A 21,304-nucleotide genomic window follows, 5' to 3' on the forward strand; every position below is an offset into this window, starting at 1 on the left:
CCCCAGCAAAAGCCCTGGCACGTTGGTCTGGCGGCCCCACTGGAAAGCCTGCACCGGGGTGAGGTCCAGCCCCAGCCCGGGCGCCTGGCGCAGCACCTGTGCTTGCTGCCTGGACGGCCAGTAGGCAGTGAGGTGCAGGCCACGCCCCGGCGCTGGGACAGTTGCTCCCAACGCCTGCACCTGTGCCAGCAGAAAGTCGTGCCGCGCCGCGTAGATACGCCGGGTGCGGGCCAGGTGGCGGGTGAAGTGACCTTCGGCCATAAAGCGGGCCAGGGTGGCGCTGTCGTGCAGGGAAGAGCCGCCGTCCATTGCCTGCTTGACAGCGGTAAAGGTGCCGGCCAGATGCAGCGGCACCACCAGAAAGCCCAGGCGCAGGCCCGAGAAGAGGAAAGCCGAGAAGGTGCCCAGATGAATCACCCGGTCGCTGAGGGCTTGCAGCGGCGTCAGGGGAGGACCAGCGTAGCGGTATTCGGAATCGTAGTCGTCTTCCAGAATCCAGCCGCCCTGCTCCTCGGCCCAGCGCAGCAGCTCCAGCCGCCGCCCGGGGCTGAGCGACACGCCGGTGGGGAACTGGTGGGCCGGCGTAACCCCGACCATTCTGAGCCGTGGCTGCCGCCACAGCGCTGCCGGGTCCAGGCCAGCTTCATCCACCGGCAGGGCCAGTGGGCGCAGGCCGGCACCCAGCATGGCCGCGCGGGTGCCAGGGTAACCCGGAGATTCCAGCGCCACCTGTTCTTCCTGGTCCAGCAGGGTCCGGGCGGCCAGGTCCAGCGCCTGCTGGCTGCCGGTGGTGATGATGACCTGCTCCGGCTGGCAGTCCAGCCCACGCTCCCGGCGCAGATAGGCGGCCACCTGTTCGCGCAGCGGCGGCCACCCGGCGGCCGAAGAACGCCGCGCCGGCGCCCAACTGGCCTGGGCTTCCAGCCGGGCCCAGGTTTTCCAGGGAAAGAGCCGGGCATCTGGCTGAGAGTGCCGCAGAGGGCGTGGTGGGCCGCCCTGAGTGGAAGGGGAGGCCAGAACCGGCAACTGCGCCAGCGCCTGTGCACGGGCTGAGGGCCGGCCCCGGTCCCGGCCAGCTGCTGGCAGCGCCCGGACGAAGGTGCCGGCCCCTACCTGGGCTTCCAGATAGCCTTCGGCGCACAGGGTTTCAAACACCTCGGTCACGGTGCCGCGCGAGATACCCAGCGCAGCGGCCAGCTGCCGGGTGGGAGGCAACTGAGCGCCGGCCGGCAGCTGGCCGCTGGCGCTCAGACTACGCAGCCCCGCCGCCAGTTGACGGGTCAGTGGAACCGCCGCGCTGCGGTCGGGCTGTAACTGTTCCAGCAAGGTCAGCGAGGACATTGGTCTACTCTAGCGTTCAACTATTGGCTCTGTTCTTGGACCAATCCGGCCGGCATCATGGCGGGCATGACCAGCCAAAATGCAGCGAACGAGCAGAACCCCCAGGGGCAGGACGTGAAAAAAGTGCAGCGCGGCTTTGCCGAGATGTTCAAGGGCGGCGTGATCATGGACGTGGTGACGGCCGATCAGGCCCGCATCGCCGAGGAAGCTGGGGCCACTGCGGTCATGGCGCTGGAACGCGTGCCGGCCGATATTCGCCGGGACGGCGGCGTGGCCCGCATGAGCGACCCCAAGATGATCAAGGAGATCATTGAGGCGGTCAGCATTCCGGTGATGGCCAAGGTCCGGATCGGGCACATCGTGGAAGCTCAGATTCTGCAGGCCATCGGCGTGGACTTTATCGATGAATCCGAGGTGCTGACCCCGGCCGACGACCAGTTCCATATTGACAAGCACGCTTTCCAGGTGCCGTTCGTCTGCGGTGCCAAGAACCTGGGCGAAGCGCTGCGCCGGGTGGGCGAAGGGGCCGCCATGATCCGCACCAAGGGCGAGGCCGGCACCGGCAACATCATCGAGGCGGTACGCCATGCCCGCACCGTGCTGGGCGAAATGCGCCAGATTCAGGCCCGCCCGGTGGAAGAACTGATGACGGTGGCCCGCGACCTGAGCGCGCCCTACGACCTGGTGCGCTACGTGCATGAACATGGCCGGCTGCCGGTGGTGAACTTTGCGGCCGGCGGCGTGGCGACCCCCGCCGACGCGGCCCTGATGATGCAGCTGGGGCTGGACGGCGTGTTTGTGGGCAGCGGGATTTTCAAGAGCGACAATCCCGAGCGCCGCGCCAAGGCCATCGTGCAGGCCGTAACCCATTACCAGAACGCCGAACTGCTGGCCGAGCTGAGCGAGGACCTCGGTGCCCCGATGACCGGCATCAACATTGACGAACTGCTGCCCGAAGAGCGGCTGGCGGCCCGCGGTTGGTAAGCGGAAGGCAGGGGAAGTCCCGCCGCGCCGGAGCGCCGGCATGACGGGCGCACTAACGGTGGGTGTCCTGGCTTTGCAAGGTGCCTTCCGCGAACATGCCCAGGCCCTGGGCCGGCTGGGCGCTGGGGTGCGGGAGGTGCGGCTGCCGGCCGACCTGAGCGGCCTGAGCGGTGTGGTGATGCCTGGGGGCGAAAGCACCACCATGCGCCGTCTGCTGGCCGCCACTGATTTATTGATAACGGCGTAAGTATGCGCTGCTAAACTCTAGGGACCGTGGAATGGCAACCGAACCAATATTCTCGTGCCCAACTTGAGGAGCGGCGTCTGGCTGCTACCGAGTGGCTGCAGCAAGGCAGCCACACACACCGCGAAATTGCTGCTCACTTCGGCGTCTCCGTGCTCACGGTGACTTCTTGGAGTGCTCGGCTCAGAAAGAAGGGAAGCTTGCAAGCGACGGTCAGCTCTGGTCGTCCTGCTCGGCTGACTGAGTCTCAGCACGACCAGCTTCGCACCCTCCTGCGGGAGGGTGCTCTGCAGCATGGGTTTCCTGACGAAACTTGGACGACAAAACGCGTGGCAGAGCTGATCGGGCGGCACTTCGAGGTGTGGTACCACCATGATCACGTCCGTAAAATCCTACGAAAGTTGGGGTTCAGCCCACAGATGCCAGATGGGCGGGCTGCTGAGCGGAACGAACTTCGGATTGCATCCTGGCGGGAACAGGTGCTCCCGGAGTTGGAAAAAAAAGGTCGCTGGGGGAGCCACAATCATCTATCTGGATGAGGTCGGATTCTCGTTGAAAGGCGTGCGAAGGCGAACGTGGTCACCCAGGGGCGTCACGCCCCTGGTCACGCTCAGAGCGAACTGGGAGAAGCTTTCGACGATTGGGGCGATCACTTCAGATGGACGATTCTTCCAGCACACAACATCCGGAGCGATCCGCAGTGGAGAAGTCATCCGATTCTTTGGGCACATCCTGCGCCAAGTTCAGGGGAACATCGTCGTGGTGCTGGACAATGCGAGAATTCATCACGCGAAAGTGACCCAGGCGTTCGTGGGTTCCCACGAACGCCTCTCTCTGATCTTTCTGCCTCCGTATGCTCCAGAGTTGAACCCGATCGAGTTGGTGTGGGCCTACGTCAAGCGCAATGTGTTGGGGAACTTTTGTGCCCACTCCATCAGAGCGCTGAAAAAGAGGCTTGTCACCGCCTGGCAGCGGGTCCGCTATATTCACCTGCCCCGTCAGCTTATGGACGCCAACTTACGCCGCTATCAATAGGCGACGCTCTGGGGCAGTTCCATGCGGCTGGTGGCGCCCTGTGGGGCACCTGCGCCGGGGCCATCCTGCTGGCCCGCGACATTGCCGGCGATTCGGACGTGCCGGGGCTGCCGCCGGCGCTGGGCATGCTGGATATCGCGGTGCAGCGCAATGCTTACGGCCGGCAGGTGGATTCCTTCACGGCCCCGCTGGAGGTCCAGGGCCTGGAAACTCCGTTCGAAGCCTTCTTTATCCGGGCACCCGTTATCACGCGGGTGGGAGAGGCGGCCGAGGTGCTGGCCGAATACCGGGGTCAGCCGGTGTTGGTCCGGCAGGGCCGGCTGCTGGCCAGCACCTTTCACCCCGAGCTGAGCGGAGATGACCGGCTGCATAGGCTGTTTCTGGACCTGCTGACGAAACAGGACTAAGGTCAGACCAGAGCAAACATCAGAACAGCAAAGCGCCGCCGGAAGAAGTCCTCCGGCGGCGCTCTTGTTTAACTCTGGGTGGGTTGGCTAGGTTCCTGACCTCAGAGCAGGCTGGGTGCAGCGGCAGTGCTGTAGCCGGGTTGCAGGTAGCCACGCCGGTTCAGCACGGCCGCCACCGCGCTGCGCAGGTCGTCCAGGCCCTGACGCTTGGCGGCGCTGATCACCACGGTCTGCGCGCCGGCCTGTTCCAACCGTTCCTGCAGCCGGGCCAGCTCGGCGGGGCGAGCCCGGTCGGCCTTGTTCAGCGCGACCACGGCCGGCAGATCGGCCAGGTCCAGGTCGTCCAGAATGCGCATCACAGCTTCAAAGTGCAGCTCGGCAGCGTCGCTGCTGGCATCCAGCACATGCACCAGCACGTCGGAGTCGCCGATTTCTTCCAGGGTGGCCCGAAAGGCGCGGCTCAGGTCGGCCGGCAGGTCGCGGATAAAGCCCACGGTGTCGGTCAGCACCACCTGGCCCACGCCGTCCAGGTAACCCTGGCGGCTGGTCGGGCGCAGCGTGGCGAACAGCTTGTTCTCGGCCAGCACACGCCGGGGTTCCTCGGCGGCGTGGGTCAGGGCGTTCAGCAGGGTGGACTTGCCGGCGTTGGTGTAGCCCACGATACCTACTACCGGCACGTCGTTGCGGGCGCGGCTCTTGCGGCGTTCCTCGCGGCGCACCGCCACCTCGCGCAGCTGCGCTTCCAGAAAGGAAATCCGGTCGTTGATGCGGCGGCGGTCCAGCTCCAGCTTGGTTTCACCGGGGCCACGGGTGCCGATGGCGCCGCTGGCCGCACTGCCGCCCGACGCTCCGATACGCGAAAGTTGCGCGCCAGCGCCCAGCAGCCGTGGTTTCATGTAGCGCAGCTGCGCCAGTTCCACCTGCAGGCGCGATTCCTGGCCCTGTGCATGCTGAGCGAAGATGTCCAGAATCAGCTGGGTGCGGTCAATGACCTTGAGGCCGGTGGCTGCCTCAATTTCACGGGCCTGGGCCGGGCCCAGTTCCTGGCCGAAAATCAGCAGGTCGGCGTCCAGGTGGTAGGCGCGCGAGGTCAGCTCTTCCAGCTTGCCGGCCCCCACCAGTGTTCCGGCCTTGAGGTTGCGGCGGAACACCAGCTCACGCCACACCACGGTGGCCCCGGCGGTGCGGGCCAGCTCGCCCAGCTCTTCCAGGCGTTCCTCGGCATCCACCTCGCCGGTGTCGATCTGCACCAGAATGGCCTGTTCGCTGTCTTTGGCGGCCTCGCGGGTGCGGGTAGCGCGGGCAATTTCCTCTTCCAGCGCCGAGACCTGCGCGCCCAGATCGAACTCGTCAATCTGGTAGCTGGGCACTGGCGGCAAGATGCGCCAGTCCTCTTCCTCGATAGAGCTGCCAGGCGGGGTCAGGTGCGCGGTATGCACCCGCCCAGGCCGGCCGTCGCCCTCGACCTCAATGGCGCTGACAGCGTCCAGCCGCTTCATGAACAGGGTCGAGAGGTCGCCCTTACTCAGTTCGCCGCCGCGCGGATGGGCGTGCAGCAGATGATAGCCCGACAGACGGTTCTCGCCCTGGCGGGTTTCGGGCAGCTGGGCGCCCTTGGCGTCGGCCACGCTGACGCTGAGGACACGTCCACGCCGGTCAATCAGCACGCTGACCTCGCGGCGCACATCGGCCGACAGTTCGGCCAGGTTGCGGGCCAGTTCAGGCGAGCCGACGCGGCCAGGCTCGATGCGGCGGCGGTAAAGATTTTCCAGTGATTTCAGCTGGGCTTTTTTCAGGCCCGAGGTGTTTCCATGAACCTTGGTAATGGTTGCTTACCTTCTTTCCGGGTTGCTCAGTGAATGCTTGGTCTGCTTGGCATCGCTGCCCCACAGGGGCCAGCCGGCAGAGATCAGTTCAGAAAAAACAAGCGAAAAATAAGTTGACGTCACCGACTTTTATTATCGCAGGCGCCGCTTCAGGGAACGTGAGCAGCGGGTTGGGCCAGTGCCCATGCTTGAGCTTGTCAGTGGTGCGGACCTGGCAGCCCGGAATAGCAGTGCTGGCAGGGTCAGGCACATAAAAAAGCCGCCCTCTTCTAGAAAAGGGCGACTCTGGCAACTTGTGCTTCTGGCGGAGAGGGTGGGATTCGAACCCACGGTACGGCAGGACCGTACAACGGTTTTCGAGACCGCCCCATTCAACCACTCTGGCACCTCCCCCCGCCGGACCACGGGCCCCCGGGTTGACCTGGTATCTGGGCACAAGTGCGCTGCGAAGTATAGCAGGTCCGTTCCCGCTTGGCAAAAAGGGGTAGAAGGGAGAGCGGACAGAATAGGCACAGCAAAATCCCCCGCAACAGGGCGGGGGAAATAGTGGTGGGTTGTGTAGGGCTCGAACCTACGACCCGCTGATTAAAAGTCAGCTGCTCTGCCAACTGAGCTAACAACCCAGGTCTTTTGACCAGCCGGGAAGGCCGGAAAACAGCGAAAACAAAGATAACATGGCGTGTGACGGACTATGTAAGCCACGCCACATCATCCTGCCGCTGTTCTGCCATCCGGCTCTGGCGAGGAGCTTCAGCGGGGGCGCAGCGCCAGGGCTGCTTCAGCTTCCTCGGTTTCGTTCCAGGGAATCGTTTCGGTGTCGCGTTCCAGGGTGTCTTCGGGGCCTTTGCCGGCCAGCAGTACGGTGTCGCCGGGCTGGGCCTGCCCCACGGCAAAGCGAATGGCTTCCTGCCGGTTGCCGATGGACCGGTAGTTGCTGAATCCGCCCTCGTGGGCGCCGCGCTCCATCTCGTCCAGAATGTCCTGCAGGGGCGTGTGGCGGTGGTCTTCTTCGGTAAAGATGGCCTGGTCGGCGCAGCGGGCCGCCACCTCGCCCAGCGGCGCCCGCTTGAGGGGATCACGGTTGCCGCCGGCCGAGCCCAGCACCACCCACAGCTGTCCTTCGGTGGTGCTGCGCAGGGTGTGCAGGGCCTTGTCCAGGCTGGGCGGCGTATGGGCAAAGTCCACGATGACGCGGGGCTGCTGTTCGCTGGGCAGGTCAGGATCACGCACCAGCTGCATGCGGCCCGGCACGCCCCCGAAGGAAGCCAGTCCGGCTTGCAGCTGCTCGGCAGTGGCGCCCAGCTGCGCGGCGGCAGCCATGGCGCCCAGCGCGTTGGCGACGTTGAACACACCAATCATCGGCAGGGTCGCGCTGAAATCGCCCAGCGGCGAGTGAACCTGGAACTGCAGGCCCTGCCCGCTTTCCTGCACCCCGCTGGCCTGCCAGTCGGCCGGGCGGCCTTCGGCGGAATAGGTGACCTCGGCAGGGGCAATGCCGCGCAGGCGTTCGGTCCAGGGATCGTCGGCGTTCAGGACCGCGAAAGGTGACGCCTCAATCAGGCGGCGCTTGTCAGCGAAATACTGCTCCACGCTGCCGTGGAAATCCAGATGCTCGCGGGTCAGGTGGGTCCAGATGGCGGCGTCCCAGGCCACGCCGCGCACCCGGTGCAGCGCCAGCGCATGACTGCTGGCTTCCAGCACGGCGGCCTGCGCGCCCTCCTGCACCATCTCCTGCAGGATGCCTTGCAGCTGCGGCGCTTCGGGGGTGGTGAAGTGGGCCGGGAACTGCCGCAGCCGACCGTCGGACAATTCGTAGCCGGCGGTGCTGAGCAGGCCGGTGCGCAGGCCGGCCGCCCGCAGCAGATGCCGGGTCAGCCAGGAGGTGGTGGTCTTGCCGTCGGTGCCGGTCACGCCGACCACCTTCAGCTCACGGCTGGGGTGTCCGTGCAGCTCGGCGGCCAGGTCGGCCAGCGCGGCGCGGGCGTCGGGCACCTGCAGGTAGGGCAGCCGGGTGCCGACTCCTGCGGGCAGGCCTTCACCGACCACCGCCACGGCGCCGCGTTCTTCTGCCTGCTGGATAAAGCTGTGACCGTCGGCCCGCGCTCCCCGCACCGCCACGAACAGGCTGCCCGGCTGTGCCCAGGCGGCATTGTGGGTCACGTCCGTCACCTCAAGGCTTAGGACTTCTGGACTCTGGGAGGACGCGGGAAGGTTCAGGGCGGCAGCCAGTGCAGCGAGCTTCATGGGCAGCAGTGTAGAGCAGTTGCCCGCATCCCTGGTTGCCAGCATCCAGTCACCGGTGCCTCTGATTGCTGGCAAGCACTGGCCCGTTCAGAAGAAAAACAGCGCCCGCCTCCAGCCGGAAAGCGGGCGCTGCCTGCACAGGCAGAGAGGAGGCTCAGTCCTCGCTGATTTCGTCGTCCTCTTCCATGCCGCCCAAGTGGGCGTGGCCGTGTTCCAGCTCTTCGGGGGTGGCGTCGCGCACGTCGCGCACCGTCACTTCAAAGTCCAGGGTTTCGCCGGCCAGCATGTGGTTGTAGTCCACTTCGACCTTGCCGTCGTTCAGGCCCAGCACGGTAAAGGGCACCAGCTGGCCGTCGTCGGTTTCGCCGAAGTAGGTGGCGCCGACTTCCACGTCGTCATCAAAATCGGCCAGGTCCAGCAGGTCGGTGTTTTCTTCGTCGTAGACGCCGTAGCCTTCTTCGGGGGAGACGGTCACCTTGACCTGGTCGCCGGCGCTTTTGCCTTCCAGGGCGTTTTCCAGGCCCGGAATGATGTTGCCGTGGCCGTGCAGGTAGGTCAGCGGTTCGCCGTCTTCGCTGCGGTCAACGATTTCACCCTCCACGCGCAGAATGTAATCGATTTCGGCCACTTTATCTTTGGCAATTTGCATGTGATGCTCCTTCTGGCCCCCGGCCTCGCGGGCGGCACTGAGATGAGAAGAAAAGGGAAATTGTTTGCTCGGGCTGCCGCCTGAACCCGCCTTCACGCTGTGGCTTTGTGGCCGGGGCAGCGCTTCAGTTTAGCGGCCTGCCTGCCCCGGGGGGGCACGCGGGGAGTTAGCCTAACGTTGATGACCCATGCTTCATCTGATTTTGCCCGCTTCGTCTCTCTGGAAGAGGCTCAGGCTGCCGTGCGCTCGGCCCTCCCACAGCCGGCAACCGAGTGGGTGGCCCCTGAGGCGGCGTTCGGCCGCCGGCTGGCGCAGGCGCTACCGGCGCAGGTGGCCCACCCCAGCGCCACCGAAAGCTCGCTGGACGGCATCGCCGCCCGCGAGGCCGACACCCTGGCCGCCGCTGCCGGCAGCCCGGTCACGCTGCAGGTGGTGGGCGAGAGCCGCGCCGGTGAGCCTTACGCAGGCGAGGTAAATGCCGGCGAGTGTGTGCGTATCTACACCGGCGCACCGCTGCCACCCGGCACCGATGCCATCTGCCCGGTTGAGCAGCTGGAATTCGCGTCTGATGGAGGCAGCGTGCGTCTGCTGACCCCGGCCCGCCCGCAGGACGTGCGGCACTTCGGGGACGATTTCGCCCCCGGCGATGAGCTGCTGCCGGCCGGGGCCCGCCTGACGCCGGCGCGGGTGGCGCTGGCGGTGGCAGGCGGACATGACCGGCTGCCGGTGCTGCGGCGCTGGCGGGTGGCGCTGCTCAGCACCGGTGACGAGGTGCGCGCGCCTGGCACAGCCCTCAAGCCCGGCGAAGTGTACGACTCGAACCGCTACGGGCTGCACGGCCTGCTGCTGGAATGCGGCGCCGAGGTGCTGGACCTGGGCCACGCTCCCGACGATGTGGATGAGCTGGCCGCCCGGCTGAGCGCGGTGGGCGGCGCCGACTTGCTGCTGACCAGCGGCGGCGTCAGCATGGGCCGCTACGACTTTATGCGCGATTTGCTGATAGAACGCGGCGAGGTCACCTTCTGGAAAATCCGGCTGCGGCCCGGCGGCCCCACGCTGCTGGGGCGCTGGAACGGCCTGAGCGTGCTGGGGCTGCCGGGCAATCCGGTGAGCAGCCTGGTGGTCTTTGAGCTGCTGGTGCGCCCGGCGCTGACCGGCCAGGGCCTGCGCGTCACCCGGCTGCGGGCCGGAGCACCTTTCGGGACAGCGGGGCAGAAGACCGCCTTCTGGCGCGGCGAGCTGCGCGGCAGCGAGGTGGTGCCTTACCCCAAGCAGAGCAGCGGGGTGCTGCGTTCGCTGAGTGACGCGCGGGTGCTGGTGCGGGTCGGTCCGGGGCAGCCGGTGGCCGCCGGTGATGAGGTCGAGGTGCTGTGGCTGGACTAGAACTGGGCCAGGCTGTCAATCGGGCGGCCCGCTGGCCCGCTGGCCTGACGTCTCCGGCGCAGAAACACCCGGGAGGTTTACAGGATGCAGCGGCTCCGCTAGGCTGCGGCATGACCGACCTGACTCCCCAAAGCCCGCAGCCCGAAGACACCCTGCAAGAACTGCGCGATCAGGTGGACCAGCTGAACAATCAGCTGCTTGATTTGCTCTCGCACCGCGGTGAACTGGTCGCCGAGATCGGCCGGATCAAGTCCAGCGAGGGTGGCACCAAGTTTTACGACCCCAAGCGCGAGGAAGATCAGCTGCGGCTGGTGCGCCAGGCCAACAAGGGCCCCTTTACCGACGCCGCCGTCAGCGCCATGTTCAAGGAGATTTTCAAGGCCAGCCTGGCCCTGGAAGAACACCGCGAACAGCGCAAGTTGCTGGTCAGCCGCAAGAAGCACCCCGAAGACACCGTGCTGACCATCGGCGACGTGAAAATCGGCGGGCAGGAGGCCCCGGTGCTGATTGCCGGGCCCTGCGCCATCGAATCCGAGCAGCAGATGGACCGCACGGCGCAGCTGGTGGCCGAACTGGGCGGCAAGATTCTGCGCGGCGGGGCCTACAAGCCGCGCACCAGCCCCTACGGCTTTCAGGGCATGGGCGTAGAAGGCCTAAAGCTGGGCCGGCAGATTGCCGACCGCTACGGCCTGCAGTTCATGACCGAGGTGATGGACACCCGCGACGTGGAAGTGGTCAGTGAGTACGCCGACATCCTGCAAATCGGCGCCCGCAACATGCACAACTTCAGCCTGCTGCGCGAGGTGGGCGCCACCCGCCGGCCGGCCCTGCTCAAGCGCGGCCTGAGCGCCACCATCGAAGAATGGCTCTACGCCGCCGAGTACATCCTCTCGGGCGGCAATGAGGATGTGATCATGTGTGAACGCGGCATCCGCACCTTCGAGAAGTGGACCCGCAACACCCTGGACCTGAGCGCCGTGGCGTTGGTCAAGCAGGAAAGCCACCTGCCGGTGGTGGTGGACGTGACCCACGCCGCTGGCCGCCGCGACCTGCTGCTGCCGCTGGCCAAGGCTGCGCTGGCCGTGGGCGCCGACGGTATCCACGTGGAGGTGCACCCGCAGCCTGCCACCGCCATGAGCGACAACGAACAGCAGCTGGATTTCGATCAGTTCCGGCAGTTCGTGGCCGACCTGAAGATCTGAGCCTGTCTGCCACTGGTGCTGGCGCCCCGCCACTCAGCCTTCGGGCTGGGCCGGGGCCGTTTCTTCCTCGGGGTCGGTCAGCGGAAAGGTGTGCAGCTCAATCACCTCGCCCTTTTCCTCGATGGTCAGGCTCAGGACCGAGACCCGGAAGCGGGTGACCGGCAGCTCCATCGCCTCCACCTGTGCCCAGAGCTCGTCCTCGGCCCAGGGCAGTACCCCCAGCGCCACCGTCAGGTGTGGAGCGTAGGCTTCGCCGTCGTAAGGGCCACGGGTGGAGGGACCCACGCTGAGCGCCATCAGATGCAGATACAGCAGCCGGGCGCTGGCCTCGCACTCCAGAAAGATGACGCTCTTGTAGCGCTTGAAGCCCTTGAGTGTCACCTCGAACGACCCGGCGCCTTCTAGCACGTCGCGGAACTGGGCGATCAGCTCAGATCGGCTCAGCTCGGTCTGAAAAGGCGCGCGGATATTGATGTGCGGCACGCCAAAGCCGCTGACATCCAGCTTGATCTGCATGCGGCGCAGCCAGGCGTCCAGTTTGGGCGGGGGCCAGGCCACCAGGCTGTAGGCTCCGTCGGTGATGCCCGAGTTGGCGGTCTGTGCGGCAGCTGGGCCGGGCTGAGGCACCAGCGGCAGACCTTCGGCAGCGAATTCGGGCGGGGGAGAAAAAGACACAGGCAGGGACCTCAGAAACGTTCGGGGCGGCCGGCCGTGGTGGCCGAATCCGGGCGGGAAGCTGCCTCAGCGGGGCCGCTTTTGCTGATGCGGTAGCGGCACTGGCAGCCTCCGCTGGAAGCGCGGCTCTCGCAGGTCACTTCGGTTTCCAGGGCATCGGCGATCATGACCTGCTCGGCCAGACACACTTCGTTGAATTCGCGCGCCACCGCCAGGTGTGGGCAGTTGCAGTGCGTCAGGGTATAGGCGTCGCCCTCGTCGGCCTTGACCGAGCCGTAGCCGGCGTTCTGAAACTGCTGGGTCAGCTGTTCCAGCCGCTGCTCCAGCGTCAGTCCAGGGTCCCAGTCGGCCCGCAGCTTTTGGATGGCGGTGCGCGCCCGCGAGTTCATGACCCGCTCGACCGCCTCGGCGCCGTACTCCACCTGCAGGTGACTGAGGATATCCACGCACAGCGAGGGGTAGCTTTTGGGAAAGCGGGCTTCGCCCTGTTCGGTCAGCAGATAAACCTGCTGCGGGCGGCCCCGGCCTAGTGGCCGCTCGGTGCGGGCTTCAATCAGGCCGTCGGCCGTCAGGCGGCTGAGGTGCCGGCGAACCCCCTGTTCGGTCAGACCCAGGCGTTCGCTGAGTTGCCCGGCGCACTGCGCGCCCTGCTGCTTGAGCAGGGCCAGCAGGCGGTCACTGGTGCGCTCGGCCGGTTTGGCTCCGGCAGGCATCGGCTGAGAGGACATCGGGTTAGAGCACCGGGAGCGGCTCGAGGTTGTCCGCCGAGAAATCACTCAGGGTTTCCACGCTGATCTGGCCGGCCAGACTGCGGGCCACCTCACGCAGAGCCTGCGCAGCAGCCGAGCGTGGGTGAGCCACCACGGCCGGCACGCCCCGGTCGGCGTCCTGGCGCACTTCGGGGTCCAGCGGCACTTCGCCCAGCACCGTCAGGCCGCCCAGCTTGTGGGCTCCGCCCCGGCCAAAGATGTCGTAGGTGTGGCCGGTGTCGGGGGCCACGAAATAGCTCATGTTCTCGACCACGCCCAGCACCGGCACGCTGGCTTTGCGGAACATGTCCACCGCGCGGCTGGCGTCCAACAGGGCCACGTCCTGCGGGGTGGTCACGATCAGGGCGCCGGTCACCTTCACCGACTGGGTGATGGACAGCTGCACGTCGCCGGTGCCCGGCGGCAGGTCAATAATCAGGTAGTCCAACTTGCCCCAGTCGGCATCTTTCAGAAACTGCTGAATGGCGCTGTGCAGCATCGGGCCGCGCCACACCAGCGCCTGTCCGGCGCGGGTCAGGTTCGCCATCGAAATGAACCGCACCCCGTGTGCCTCAATGGGCATCATCTGGCGCTGTTCGTTGGCGGTGATGCGCGCCTCGCCCTGGCCCAGCATGTGCGCCACGCTGGGGCCGTACACGTCGGCGTCCAGCAGACCCACGCGGGCGCCGTCCTGCGCCAGCGCCGCTGCGACATTCACCGCCACGTTGCTCTTGCCCACGCCGCCCTTGCCGCTGCCTACCAGCAGCACGTGCTTGACCCCCGGCAGCGGGGGCTGCTGCGGCGCCCGCACCTGCGCGCCGAAAGTCACCTGCACTTCCTCGATGCCCGGCACCTGCAACACGGCGCGGCGGACATCGTTTTCGATGGTGGCTTTCAGTGGGCAGGCCGGCGTGGTCAGCTGCACCTTGATGGCCGCCACGCCGCCTTCTACGACGACGCGTTCGATCATGCCGAGGCTGACCAGGTCCTGGTGCAGCTCGGGATCGTTAACGGCCGATAGAGCGGCCATGACTGCTTCTTGCATAACCTCTTCTTTAGCGCAGAGTTAACGGAGCTGGCAAGGGGCAGCGTTACAGTAAAGTTTTGCCGGATATGGGCCTCTTTCCTGAAAAAGTCCCGCCAGGACGGGCCTCAGAGCTTTCCGCACGGCTGCTCCTGCCGTCTGAACTTACCGACCGGCCGGACCGGGCACGTGCTGCAGGACTTCGGCGGCGCTGAGGGTCACGGCGGCCGGGTCCTCTTCCAGATGGAGCCAGTGGACCCGGCCGTCCCGCCCCACCACGAAGACCGCGCGCCGGGCGCAGCCCTGTTCCGGCGCGGCCACGCCATACTGTGCGGCCACCGCCAGGGTCAGATCGGCCAGCAGCGGCACCTGCAGCCGCAGTTCGCGTGACCAGGCCCGGTGGGTATAGACCGAATCACGGCTGATGCACAGCACGTCGGCGCCGGCAGCATCGAACTCCGCGGCCCGGCGGCTGTAGTCGGGGACCTGTGCGGTGCAGGCCGGGCTGAAATCCAGCGGGTAAAACACCAGCACGGCCGCCCGCCCGGCTGCGGCGTAGCTGCTGAGGGTCACCGGTTGCCACGCCCCACCCGGCTGCACCGCATTCAGGGTGAAGTCGGGGGCGGGCTGATTCAGCAGGGCCTGGGCAGAAACACTCACGCCCGCCATTCAAGCACACGCTTCTTGGCTGGGCCGGGGCAGATGTGCTGTTTAGCCTTCCAATACAGAAAAACCCCCGCGGGGGCCGGAACGCCTGCGGGGGACTGTCAAAAAGATGCGTGCTCAGCTGCGGGTGCCGCGCACCACATGCACGATAGCTTCACCGTACTTGCTGACTCGGGCTGGGCCCATGCCTTTGACGCTGCGCAGGTCCTCGATGGTGTAGGGCACCTGCCGGGCGATTTCGGCCAGGGTGGCGTTGCTGGCCACGATAAAGCGGCTGATTTCCTGCCGGCTCGCCTCGGCGTTGCGCCAGTCGCGCAGCCGGGCGAACACGGCGCTCTGCTCCTCGGTCAGGTCGGCGGTGGGATCGGGCTTGCCGCTGCCGGCCTGCGCCACCGGCAGGTCGGGCGGCAGCAGAACGGCATCTTCTGCCGGTCCCTGGCGCTCTCCCGCAGGCGCCGGGCGGTGCCGGCCCGGCTGACGGTCTTGCTGCTGGCGGCCGCTGCGGCGGTCCTGCGAGCGGCGCTGGTCCTGACGTTCCTGGCGCGGCTCGGCGGCTGGAGCAGGCGTCTGTTCCGGCTGATCAGCCGGCGCAGTGCCGGTGGTCTGCTCCTGCTCTGGCTGCGGCATGTCTCCCTGCTGTGGCGCCGGAGTTTCCGGTGCCTGGGGCGCGGTGTTTGCCTCAGGCTGAGGTGCTTCAAACACGAAACGGTCCAGTTCGCCCTGCTGGCGCTCGGGACGGCTGCCGCCAGCAAAACGCTCGCTACGCTCGAAGCGGCGGTTTCCCTGCTGACCATTCCCGCGCTCCCGCGAATCGCGGCGGTCTTCACGTTTTTGCTCACGGCGTTCGTGCGGGCGATGCTTGGAGAAACGCGGCTCCCGCTCACGTTCGGGGGCCGGGTTGGGGTTCACTTCGGCGGCCTGCCCTTCCAACTGCTCCTCACGTGCCGGCTGGGCCGAACGGGTGTTGTCTTCCTGCGCTTCGTAGCGGCGCTCAGGGCGAGTGTCTGCCGGCTGAGTCACGGTTGCCGCGCTGCCTTGGCCGGGTTGCTCAGTACTGGCGACTGTTTCGGCCGGTTCGGCCGGGCGATCCACTCCGTGCAGCAGCGAGCGAACCTGACGGGCGTCGGCCAGACCCGGCGTCAGAAGCATGCCGCCCTGCACCGGCTGGACTGCCGGCAACACGCCGCCCAGCGGCGCAGGGGTGGCGGCCGCCGCTTCGGGGGGCAGCAACAGGGCAGTGGGGCCCAGCGGCAGTGCCCGCCCGGTCAGCTGATTGGCCAGGGCAGCGGCGGTCTGTGCGGCGCGGGCCAGGCGCAGCGGCAGGGTCGCCACGTCACGCAGGGCCAGTGCGACGGCCAGGTCGGCGGCCGCCGGGGCAGCCGGCTCCGGGCGCTCGCTGCTGCCAAACAGCAAGGCCAGCGCACCGCCACTGCTGCCGTCCGCAAAGCCGGTCAGGGCCGCGCCGTGGTGGTAGGTCACGTAGCGGGCGCCAGCCGCCAGCCAGTGGGAGCCGGGCGCCAGTGTGGCGTCCACGATCACCGGCACGCCGGCCCGGGCGGCCCGCTGCAGTTCCTCGTCGCTGGGTTCCAGCAGCCAGACGGCCACCGCGCCGCGCCAGTCGCCTTCCAGGCTGGCCGCAGCCAGGCCAGCCTCGGCCAGCAGGTCGCGCCGCAGTGGCAGGTGGGGGTCCAGCCGCAGCACACCGGCGCCCAGCAGGGCACGCAGCTGCTGAGCCAGCGCGGCCTCGCCGGCCAGGGTCAGGCCCCAGCGGGCACCCTCAAGGGCGGCCAACGCGCTTTCCAGGCGGCCGTGGGCGTCACCGCGCTCGGTGTGCAGAGAAGTCAGGCGGGTGTCGGGGCGCTGCGGCTCACCGGCAGTGCCCGGCCCTGCCGCCGCAGGTGCAGGAAAAGAAGAACCGGAAGGTTGATGGGTCATGCGTCCTATTGTGCCGCATGGCGCGGCCCCTGCGGAGAGGGGCGGACGCTCTGAATCTCTAAATCAGGCGCGAAAGGGCAGGGCTTACTCGCGCCGGCGCCGCACCCGGTAGGTCAGCAGGTCGGCATACATGCGGGTGCGGTACATCACGCCTTTGACCAGGCCGCGTTTTTTCTCCTTGAGGACCTGTCCCATTTCGGGCAGCTCCACGTAATCCCAGCGCAGGCCGGTGTGTTCCAGATGTTCGGTGATGGCCGGCTCGGGCCAGCGCTCCTGCTGCAGCCGCGGCACACTCAGCAGCCATTCGCGGCTGCAGGCCCGCTGGCCGCTCAGCTGTGGGGTCAGGCGGTTGCCCCACTCCGACATGAATTTGCCGCCCTCAAAGACCCCGATGGTCATGTCCAGCTCGCCGCTGAGTACCGGCTGGACCAGCGTCTCCAGATGCTGCGGGGTAAGACCGATCAGGTCGGCGTCCAGCATGATGACCCACTCGGCCTGCGCCGCTTGCAGCCCAGCGTAGAGCGCGGCGCCTTTGCCGGCATTGGGCTGCAGGTCCAGCACCCGGGCGCCGGTGGCCTGCGCTGCAGGGACGGTCAGGTCACGGCTGCCGTCAGACACCACCACCACCTCGGGCGTGAAGTTCAGGGCCACCCGGGCCACCTCGGCCACCGTGGCTTCCTCGTTGAAGGCAGGGATAATCACGGCCACCTGGGCTGGGGCGAAGGACCGTGGCTGCGTGGGCTGGCTCATCGCCGTCAGTCTAGCAACTGCGCTGCCCGGGCTCCCGTGCCGGGCGCAGGCAGGCTTATAAACTGGAGGACTTTCAACCGGCAGCGGCCAGACCAGCTGTCTTCTCTCATCTCATGAAGCCTACTTTTCATTTTCTCATAAATAAGAGCTGACCTGGCCCTGAAACAGGCGGACGTGCAGGACGGAATTTCCCGGCTCCTGCTGCTACATGGTGAGCTGCCAGCAGGCAAGAAACCCTGCTTTTGCTCAAATGTGTTTGCGTTTCTCATGGAAACTGGCGACAGTATAACAATCATGAAGTCGCGTGCCCTGTTTCTTTCCATGCTGGTCGGCAGCGCCGGATGGGCTTCGGCGCAGACCGATCCTTTCCAGCGCACTGGCCCCTCCACGGATTATCCGGCGTTCGCCGGCAATGCCGCTGCCTTCGGAGCTGGCGGCCAGTCACAAGCGCAAGCGCAGCCGGCCGCCGCGCAGACGGTGGCCCAGGCACGGCCTGCCAGCAACGTTTTCGGGTCGCCCCGCTTCAGCTCGCCGGACGGCATCACCAAAGTGGTGTTCGACCTGCCGGCCGGCGCACACTATGTCCTCAGCCCGGCCGAGATCGGTCTGACTGTGCGTGTGGAGGGTGCTCCGGTGCAGCCGGAAACGCGCGGAGCGGTGGGCCCGGCCGTGACCGGCTATCAGGCAGGTGGCCGTCAGGCCGTCCTGAGCACGCCTTTTCCCCTGGGTCCGGCCAGCGGCTGGCGGGCCAGCGAGGCCACCATCGCCTCGGGCAACCGGGTGCTGATTCTGGAAATCGGTGAATCGGTGCAGGGCGGCGTGAGCGGCGGCGGCCTGCGGGCCATGGTGGGTGGCAGCGCGGCGCCGGCTGCTGCGCCCGCCCGCGCTGCAGCGAATGCTTCAGCGGCCAGCTACGGCAACTCGGCGCTGTCCAGTACCACGCTTTCGCTGAGCGCCATGCCGCTGGCCCGTTCCTCGCTGGACCGCAGTGATAACCCCTACCAGCTGGCGCAGGTACCGGTGCAGCCCGCTCCCGCTCCCCTGGTGGTCACGCCGACCTACACGCCCCCTGTCCCCGCACCCCGGCCGGCGGCGGCTCCAGCTGCCATCCCGGCGGCTCCGGGCGGCACCGCGCCGGGAGACCAGGTCGTGGTGTCCAAGCCGCAGCCGCTGCCGCCCGAACTGGCCGACGCTCCCGGCTACACCGCCAACGGAGACCTGAGTGGGCGAGTGCCCGGCTCGGCCGGCAGTGGCACCCTGACCGAACCGCGTATCGGCAAGAATCCCGGCATCACCCGGGTGGTCGTGGACCTGCCGCCGGGGTCTTCCTACAAGATCACCCCGCAGGGTGACGGCCTGAGCGTGGCCATCAGCGGCGTGCGGTCGCAGGGCGGCGGCGCTTCGGGCGTCAGCCCCGAGCTGGCAGCCTGGGCTTACCGGCCCGGTGGCAACGCCGTGAACCTTAGCCTGCAAACCGGCAGCCCCACCACCTCTTCGCGTGGCTGGCGTGCTTTTTTCCTGCCGCCGGTAGATGGCGGCACCGACCGCTACCGCCTGGCCATCGACGTCTCGCCGGCGCTGGCCAACCTGCGGCCCCTGCCGGCCCAGGAGCGCCGCCTGAGCACCATGGCGTCGCTGCCTGCTGCCGGCGGCCTGGCCTATGCCAGCGCTGTCAAGCCGCGCGTGGTGCTGGACCCCGGTCACGGCGGCAGCGACCCCGGCGCCATGGGCAGCGTGCAGGAGAAGAAGCTGGTGCTGGACGTGGCGCTGCGCACCCGGCAGTTCCTCCAGGCCGCCGGCATCGACGTGATCATGACCCGTGACCGCGATATGGAACTGAACCCCAGCAAGGTCACCGACCTGCGGATGCGCGGCAACATGGGGGCTTCGGGCAACGCTTTTGTCAGCATTCACGCCAACGCCATGCCCACCCAGAGCGCTCTGAAGGGATACGGGGTGGAAACCTGGTACAACGGCAACCACCGCCTCTCGCCGGCGCTGGCCACCATCATGCAGAAAAACGTCGTGGACACCAGCGGCGCGTTCTCGCGTGGCATCAAGAACTATCAGTCGCTGGCCGTGCTGCGCAACAACCGGGTGCCGGCGGTGCTGGTGGAAGTCGGCTTCGTGAGCCATCCAGTGGATTCGATCAACCTGACCGACCAGAACTACCTTGACCGTGTTGCTCTGGGCATCGCCAAGGGCATTCACGAATCGCTGCGGACCGGCGTCCGCGCCGACTCCTCAGAAGCGGTGGGTCAGCTGCCGGGCAACCCGGCCGACTGAGCACCGGGCTGGCTGCACGTTGGGCTAGAGACTACACAGTAAGACAGAACCAACCGCCGCCACGCGAGAGTTATGGCGTGGCGGCGGTTGATTGTTGTCACGGGATGCAGCGACCCCGAAAAAATTCAGAAGAGGTTCAGATAGAGAGGACTGTTCAGAACTGCCCGACGCGCTGCGGCAGTGCCTGCGCTCTTCGTGCTGGGCGGCCTCCCGGCAGGGCCGGCCGCGCCGCGCTTTCTTCCAGCGGCTTGGCATACCAGGTCATCACCGGGCGGGCGTCAATGGCGAAGTGATAGCCCAGTCGCTCCCAGAAACGGGCGCCAGCGGGATTCTCGCCCAGCACCGAGGCCATCAGGCGGCTGGTGCCGGCCGACAGGCGGCTTTCGAGGTCCCACATCACGCGGCTGCCCAGGCCGGCGCCGCGCTGCGCCGGGTTCAGCAGCAGCAGATTGACGGTCACGTCCTGCGGCTCGGGATAGGCTTCCTTCCAGTCCAGCACGCCCACGATTTCGCCTTCGTGTTCGATCAGCTCGACGTGGCGGCGCCGGTCCATCAGTGCCAGCCCCAGTTCCAGCTCAACTTCGCTGGCGGTGGGAATTGCGGTGCCCAGCATCCGGAAATAGTCGGGCGAATTCCGGTAGGTGGTGTACAGGGCCTGTGCATCACCCAGGTGGGCCGTTTTGATGTTCAAAATAAGCCTCCTTGACCCCGGCCCATACGGCGCTGAACCGTTTGCCGCAGCGGGCGGGAACAGCTTCAGGATACCCGCCGCGCCCCTGTCAAACCCCTGACGAAGCTGGGCTTTTCCTAAAGCCTGAAGGAAAGGGGCCCCACGTTCGGGACTGCTTTGCTGAAGCCTGGCGACAAGGCAGACACCGGCTGAGACGCGGCCATTTCATTTGCCGTGCCGCAAATGCATTAGGGTACGGAACGTGAGTGGGTTTTACGCTTCCCGTCTAAGTCGCCCCGGCGCGGTACTGGCCCCGATGGCCGGTTACAGCGACGCCCCCATGCGCCAGCTGGCCGCCGAGCAGGGGGCGCTGTGGACCGTCAGCGAGATGATCAGCGCCCGTGGCCTGATGGAACACGACGGCCCCGACCTGACCCTGGGCCGGCCCTACCCCGGCGAAACGGGGCGAGTGGTGCAGCTGTTCGGGGCCATGCCTGAGTATCTGGCGGCCGCCGTGCAGCGCACCGAGGAATGGTTTGCGCCGGCCGCCATTGACCTGAACATGGGCTGCCCGGTGCCCAAGGTGCACGGCAAGGGCGGTGCCTGCCTGCTGCAAACTCCGGAAGTGGCCTATGACCTGATTCGCGCCATGAAAAGCGCGACCGACCTGGACGTGAGCGCCAAGATTCGTCTGGGCTGGGATGAGGACCGCAGCGTGGAAGTGGCCCAGGGGCTGGCTGAAGCTGGCGCGGCCATCATCACGGTGCACGGGCGCACCTCCAAGCAGCGCTACACCGGCGAAGCCGACTGGGACGCGATTGCCCGGGTGGCCCAGAGCGTGGATGTGCCGGTGATTGGCTCGGGCGATGTCACCACTCTGGAAGTGGCCCAGCGGCGGCAGAGCAGCGGCGTGGCCGCCGTGATGATCGGCCGGGGCGCGGTGGGCAACCCCTGGCTTTTTCAGGCCCTGGCCAGCGGGGACGGACTGTACCCCAGCGCGGCGGCCCGCGCCCGCACGGCGCTGCGCCACGCCGAATTGCAGGCCGAGTTCTACGGCGAGGACCGTTTCGGGGTGCGCTCGGTCAAACCGCTGCGCAAGGTGCTGCCCAAGTACCTGCCCGATCACCCCGAGCTGCGCGACGACCTGGTGCAGGTGCTGACGGTGGACGACGTGGCCCGGGTGCTGGCGCCGCTCCTGGAAGGGACCGAAGAAGCTTAACAGCGGCCTGGAGCG

Annotated in this window: 18 protein-coding genes, 2 tRNA genes and 1 pseudogene (1 of these 21 only partly in view); 8 read left to right on the forward strand and 13 right to left on the reverse strand. The window is 67.1% G+C overall.

Translation table 11 applies throughout. The features are described 5' to 3' along the window. A protein-coding gene (locus OCI36_RS00410) for a PLP-dependent aminotransferase family protein (protein WP_261663100.1) crosses the window boundary here: on the reverse strand, window positions 1–1,341 show its 5' portion. Its footprint begins 75 nt before the window's first position; only the first 1,341 of its 1,416 coding nucleotides appear in the window; the start codon lies at window positions 1,339–1,341; its stop codon lies beyond the left edge, outside the window. Window positions 1,342–1,407: 66 nt separating this feature from the next. Here OCI36_RS00410 and pdxS point away from each other — a divergent pair, with 66 nt between their 5' ends. The 4 genes and pseudogenes from pdxS (at window position 1,408) to pdxT (ending at window position 4,011) form a co-directional block, all read left to right on the forward strand. Further along, window positions 1,408–2,325 (forward strand): pyridoxal 5'-phosphate synthase lyase subunit PdxS, encoded by a 918-nt coding sequence (gene pdxS, locus OCI36_RS00415; RefSeq protein ID WP_261663101.1) that lies wholly within the window; start codon window positions 1,408–1,410, stop codon window positions 2,323–2,325. A 40-nt stretch (window positions 2,326–2,365) separates the two neighbouring features. Next, a pseudogene (locus tag OCI36_RS00420) lies at window positions 2,366–2,545 on the forward strand (pyridoxal 5'-phosphate synthase glutaminase subunit PdxT); the annotation flags it as partial. Window positions 2,546–2,598: 53 nt separating this feature from the next. Further along, a protein-coding gene (locus tag OCI36_RS00425; RefSeq protein WP_261663102.1) for an IS630 family transposase occupies window positions 2,599–3,604 on the forward strand; the annotation gives its coding sequence in 2 pieces (ribosomal slippage) (window positions 2,599–3,066 and window positions 3,068–3,604; 1,005 coding nt in all). After that, a complete protein-coding gene (gene pdxT / locus OCI36_RS00430) occupies window positions 3,490–4,011 on the forward strand; it encodes a pyridoxal 5'-phosphate synthase glutaminase subunit PdxT (protein ID WP_409996702.1) in 522 nt (173 codons plus the stop codon). Before OCI36_RS00425 ends, pdxT begins: the two co-directional genes overlap by 115 nt. 101 nt (window positions 4,012–4,112) lie before the next feature. On the opposite strand, the gene hflX is transcribed toward pdxT, so the two are convergent. From hflX to OCI36_RS00455, 5 genes are all read right to left on the reverse strand, one after another. Further along, window positions 4,113–5,837: a GTPase HflX gene (gene hflX, locus OCI36_RS00435; protein ID WP_261663403.1), complete on the reverse strand. Its 1,725-nt coding sequence runs from the start codon at window positions 5,835–5,837 to the stop codon at window positions 4,113–4,115. Window positions 5,838–6,139: 302 nt separating this feature from the next. Then, a tRNA-Ser gene (locus OCI36_RS00440) sits at window positions 6,140–6,230 on the reverse strand. A gap of 154 nt (window positions 6,231–6,384) precedes the next feature. After that, window positions 6,385–6,460 (reverse strand) — tRNA-Lys (locus tag OCI36_RS00445). Window positions 6,461–6,587: 127 nt separating this feature from the next. Next, window positions 6,588–8,081: a UDP-N-acetylmuramoyl-L-alanyl-D-glutamate--2,6-diaminopimelate ligase gene (locus OCI36_RS00450; RefSeq protein ID WP_261663103.1), complete on the reverse strand. Its 1,494-nt coding sequence runs from the start codon at window positions 8,079–8,081 to the stop codon at window positions 6,588–6,590. Between the two features lie 154 nt (window positions 8,082–8,235). Beyond that, the gene (locus tag OCI36_RS00455; RefSeq protein WP_261663104.1) at window positions 8,236–8,730 is read right to left on the reverse strand and encodes a peptidylprolyl isomerase; all 495 of its coding nucleotides are present in this window, start codon (window positions 8,728–8,730) and stop codon (window positions 8,236–8,238) included. Between the two features lie 180 nt (window positions 8,731–8,910). Here OCI36_RS00455 and glp point away from each other — a divergent pair, with 180 nt between their 5' ends. Both glp and OCI36_RS00465 read left to right on the forward strand, forming a co-directional pair. Then, window positions 8,911–10,113 carry a gephyrin-like molybdotransferase Glp gene (gene glp / locus OCI36_RS00460; protein WP_261663105.1) on the forward strand — a complete coding sequence of 401 codons (1,203 nt, stop codon included), beginning with the start codon at window positions 8,911–8,913 and terminating at the stop codon, window positions 10,111–10,113. Between the two features lie 110 nt (window positions 10,114–10,223). Next, on the forward strand, window positions 10,224–11,315 hold the full coding sequence (locus OCI36_RS00465; protein ID WP_261663106.1) for a bifunctional 3-deoxy-7-phosphoheptulonate synthase/chorismate mutase: 1,092 nt from the start codon (window positions 10,224–10,226) through the stop codon (window positions 11,313–11,315). A gap of 33 nt (window positions 11,316–11,348) precedes the next feature. Here OCI36_RS00465 and OCI36_RS00470 read toward each other — a convergent pair whose 3' ends face one another. The 6 genes from OCI36_RS00470 to OCI36_RS00495 form a co-directional block, all read right to left on the reverse strand. After that, on the reverse strand, window positions 11,349–11,990 hold the full coding sequence (locus OCI36_RS00470; RefSeq protein ID WP_261663107.1) for a 2'-5' RNA ligase family protein: 642 nt from the start codon (window positions 11,988–11,990) through the stop codon (window positions 11,349–11,351). 11 nt (window positions 11,991–12,001) lie between these two features. Beyond that, the gene (locus OCI36_RS00475) at window positions 12,002–12,703 is read right to left on the reverse strand and encodes a helix-turn-helix transcriptional regulator (protein ID WP_261663108.1); all 702 of its coding nucleotides are present in this window, start codon (window positions 12,701–12,703) and stop codon (window positions 12,002–12,004) included. Between the two features lie 19 nt (window positions 12,704–12,722). Next, window positions 12,723–13,784: an Mrp/NBP35 family ATP-binding protein gene (locus OCI36_RS00480; protein ID WP_261663109.1), complete on the reverse strand. Its 1,062-nt coding sequence runs from the start codon at window positions 13,782–13,784 to the stop codon at window positions 12,723–12,725. A gap of 144 nt (window positions 13,785–13,928) precedes the next feature. Beyond that, the gene (locus OCI36_RS00485) at window positions 13,929–14,423 is read right to left on the reverse strand and encodes a redoxin domain-containing protein (protein WP_261663110.1); all 495 of its coding nucleotides are present in this window, start codon (window positions 14,421–14,423) and stop codon (window positions 13,929–13,931) included. A 123-nt stretch (window positions 14,424–14,546) separates the two neighbouring features. After that, complete coding sequence (locus tag OCI36_RS00490) at window positions 14,547–16,364, reverse strand: HRDC domain-containing protein (protein ID WP_261663111.1); 1,818 nt, start codon at window positions 16,362–16,364, stop codon at window positions 14,547–14,549. Between the two features lie 84 nt (window positions 16,365–16,448). Next, window positions 16,449–17,114, reverse strand: a complete 666-nt coding sequence (locus OCI36_RS00495) for a glycosyltransferase family 2 protein (RefSeq protein WP_261663112.1) — start codon at window positions 17,112–17,114, stop codon at window positions 16,449–16,451. A gap of 294 nt (window positions 17,115–17,408) precedes the next feature. On the opposite strand from OCI36_RS00495, the gene OCI36_RS00500 reads away from it, so the two are divergent. After that, complete coding sequence (locus tag OCI36_RS00500) at window positions 17,409–19,400, forward strand: N-acetylmuramoyl-L-alanine amidase (protein ID WP_261663113.1); 1,992 nt, start codon at window positions 17,409–17,411, stop codon at window positions 19,398–19,400. Between the two features lie 154 nt (window positions 19,401–19,554). Here OCI36_RS00500 and OCI36_RS00505 read toward each other — a convergent pair whose 3' ends face one another. Beyond that, window positions 19,555–20,091: a GNAT family N-acetyltransferase gene (locus OCI36_RS00505; protein ID WP_261663114.1), complete on the reverse strand. Its 537-nt coding sequence runs from the start codon at window positions 20,089–20,091 to the stop codon at window positions 19,555–19,557. 295 nt (window positions 20,092–20,386) lie between these two features. Here OCI36_RS00505 and OCI36_RS00510 point away from each other — a divergent pair, with 295 nt between their 5' ends. Then, entirely contained in the window at window positions 20,387–21,289 is a 903-nt protein-coding gene (locus tag OCI36_RS00510) for a tRNA dihydrouridine synthase (protein ID WP_409996708.1), read from the forward strand. Window positions 21,290–21,304 lie beyond the last annotated feature (15 nt).

It is taken from the genome of Deinococcus sp. Marseille-Q6407, assembly GCF_946848805.1.
In the GTDB taxonomy this organism is placed as follows: domain Bacteria; phylum Deinococcota; class Deinococci; order Deinococcales; family Deinococcaceae; genus Deinococcus.

Excerpts from the sequence above, each read along its gene's own strand:
- OCI36_RS00450 (WP_261663103.1), bottom strand. The coding sequence starts at position 8,081 with ATGAAGCTCGCTGCACTGGCTGCCGCCCTGAACCTTCCCGCGTCCTCC.
- OCI36_RS00465 (WP_261663106.1), top strand. The coding sequence starts at position 10,224 with ATGACCGACCTGACTCCCCAAAGCCCGCAGCCCGAAGACACCCTGCAA.
- OCI36_RS00495 (WP_261663112.1), bottom strand. The coding sequence starts at position 17,114 with ATGAGCCAGCCCACGCAGCCACGGTCCTTCGCCCCAGCCCAGGTGGCC.
- pdxS (WP_261663101.1), top strand. The coding sequence starts at position 1,408 with ATGACCAGCCAAAATGCAGCGAACGAGCAGAACCCCCAGGGGCAGGAC.
- glp (WP_261663105.1), top strand. The coding sequence starts at position 8,911 with ATGACCCATGCTTCATCTGATTTTGCCCGCTTCGTCTCTCTGGAAGAG.
- OCI36_RS00510 (WP_409996708.1), top strand. The coding sequence starts at position 20,387 with ATGGCCGGTTACAGCGACGCCCCCATGCGCCAGCTGGCCGCCGAGCAG.
- OCI36_RS00455 (WP_261663104.1), bottom strand. The coding sequence starts at position 8,730 with ATGCAAATTGCCAAAGATAAAGTGGCCGAAATCGATTACATTCTGCGC.
- OCI36_RS00500 (WP_261663113.1), top strand. The coding sequence starts at position 17,409 with ATGAAGTCGCGTGCCCTGTTTCTTTCCATGCTGGTCGGCAGCGCCGGA.
- OCI36_RS00490 (WP_261663111.1), bottom strand. The coding sequence starts at position 16,364 with ATGACCCATCAACCTTCCGGTTCTTCTTTTCCTGCACCTGCGGCGGCA.
- OCI36_RS00475 (WP_261663108.1), bottom strand. The coding sequence starts at position 12,703 with ATGCCTGCCGGAGCCAAACCGGCCGAGCGCACCAGTGACCGCCTGCTG.
- OCI36_RS00480 (WP_261663109.1), bottom strand. The coding sequence starts at position 13,784 with ATGCAAGAAGCAGTCATGGCCGCTCTATCGGCCGTTAACGATCCCGAG.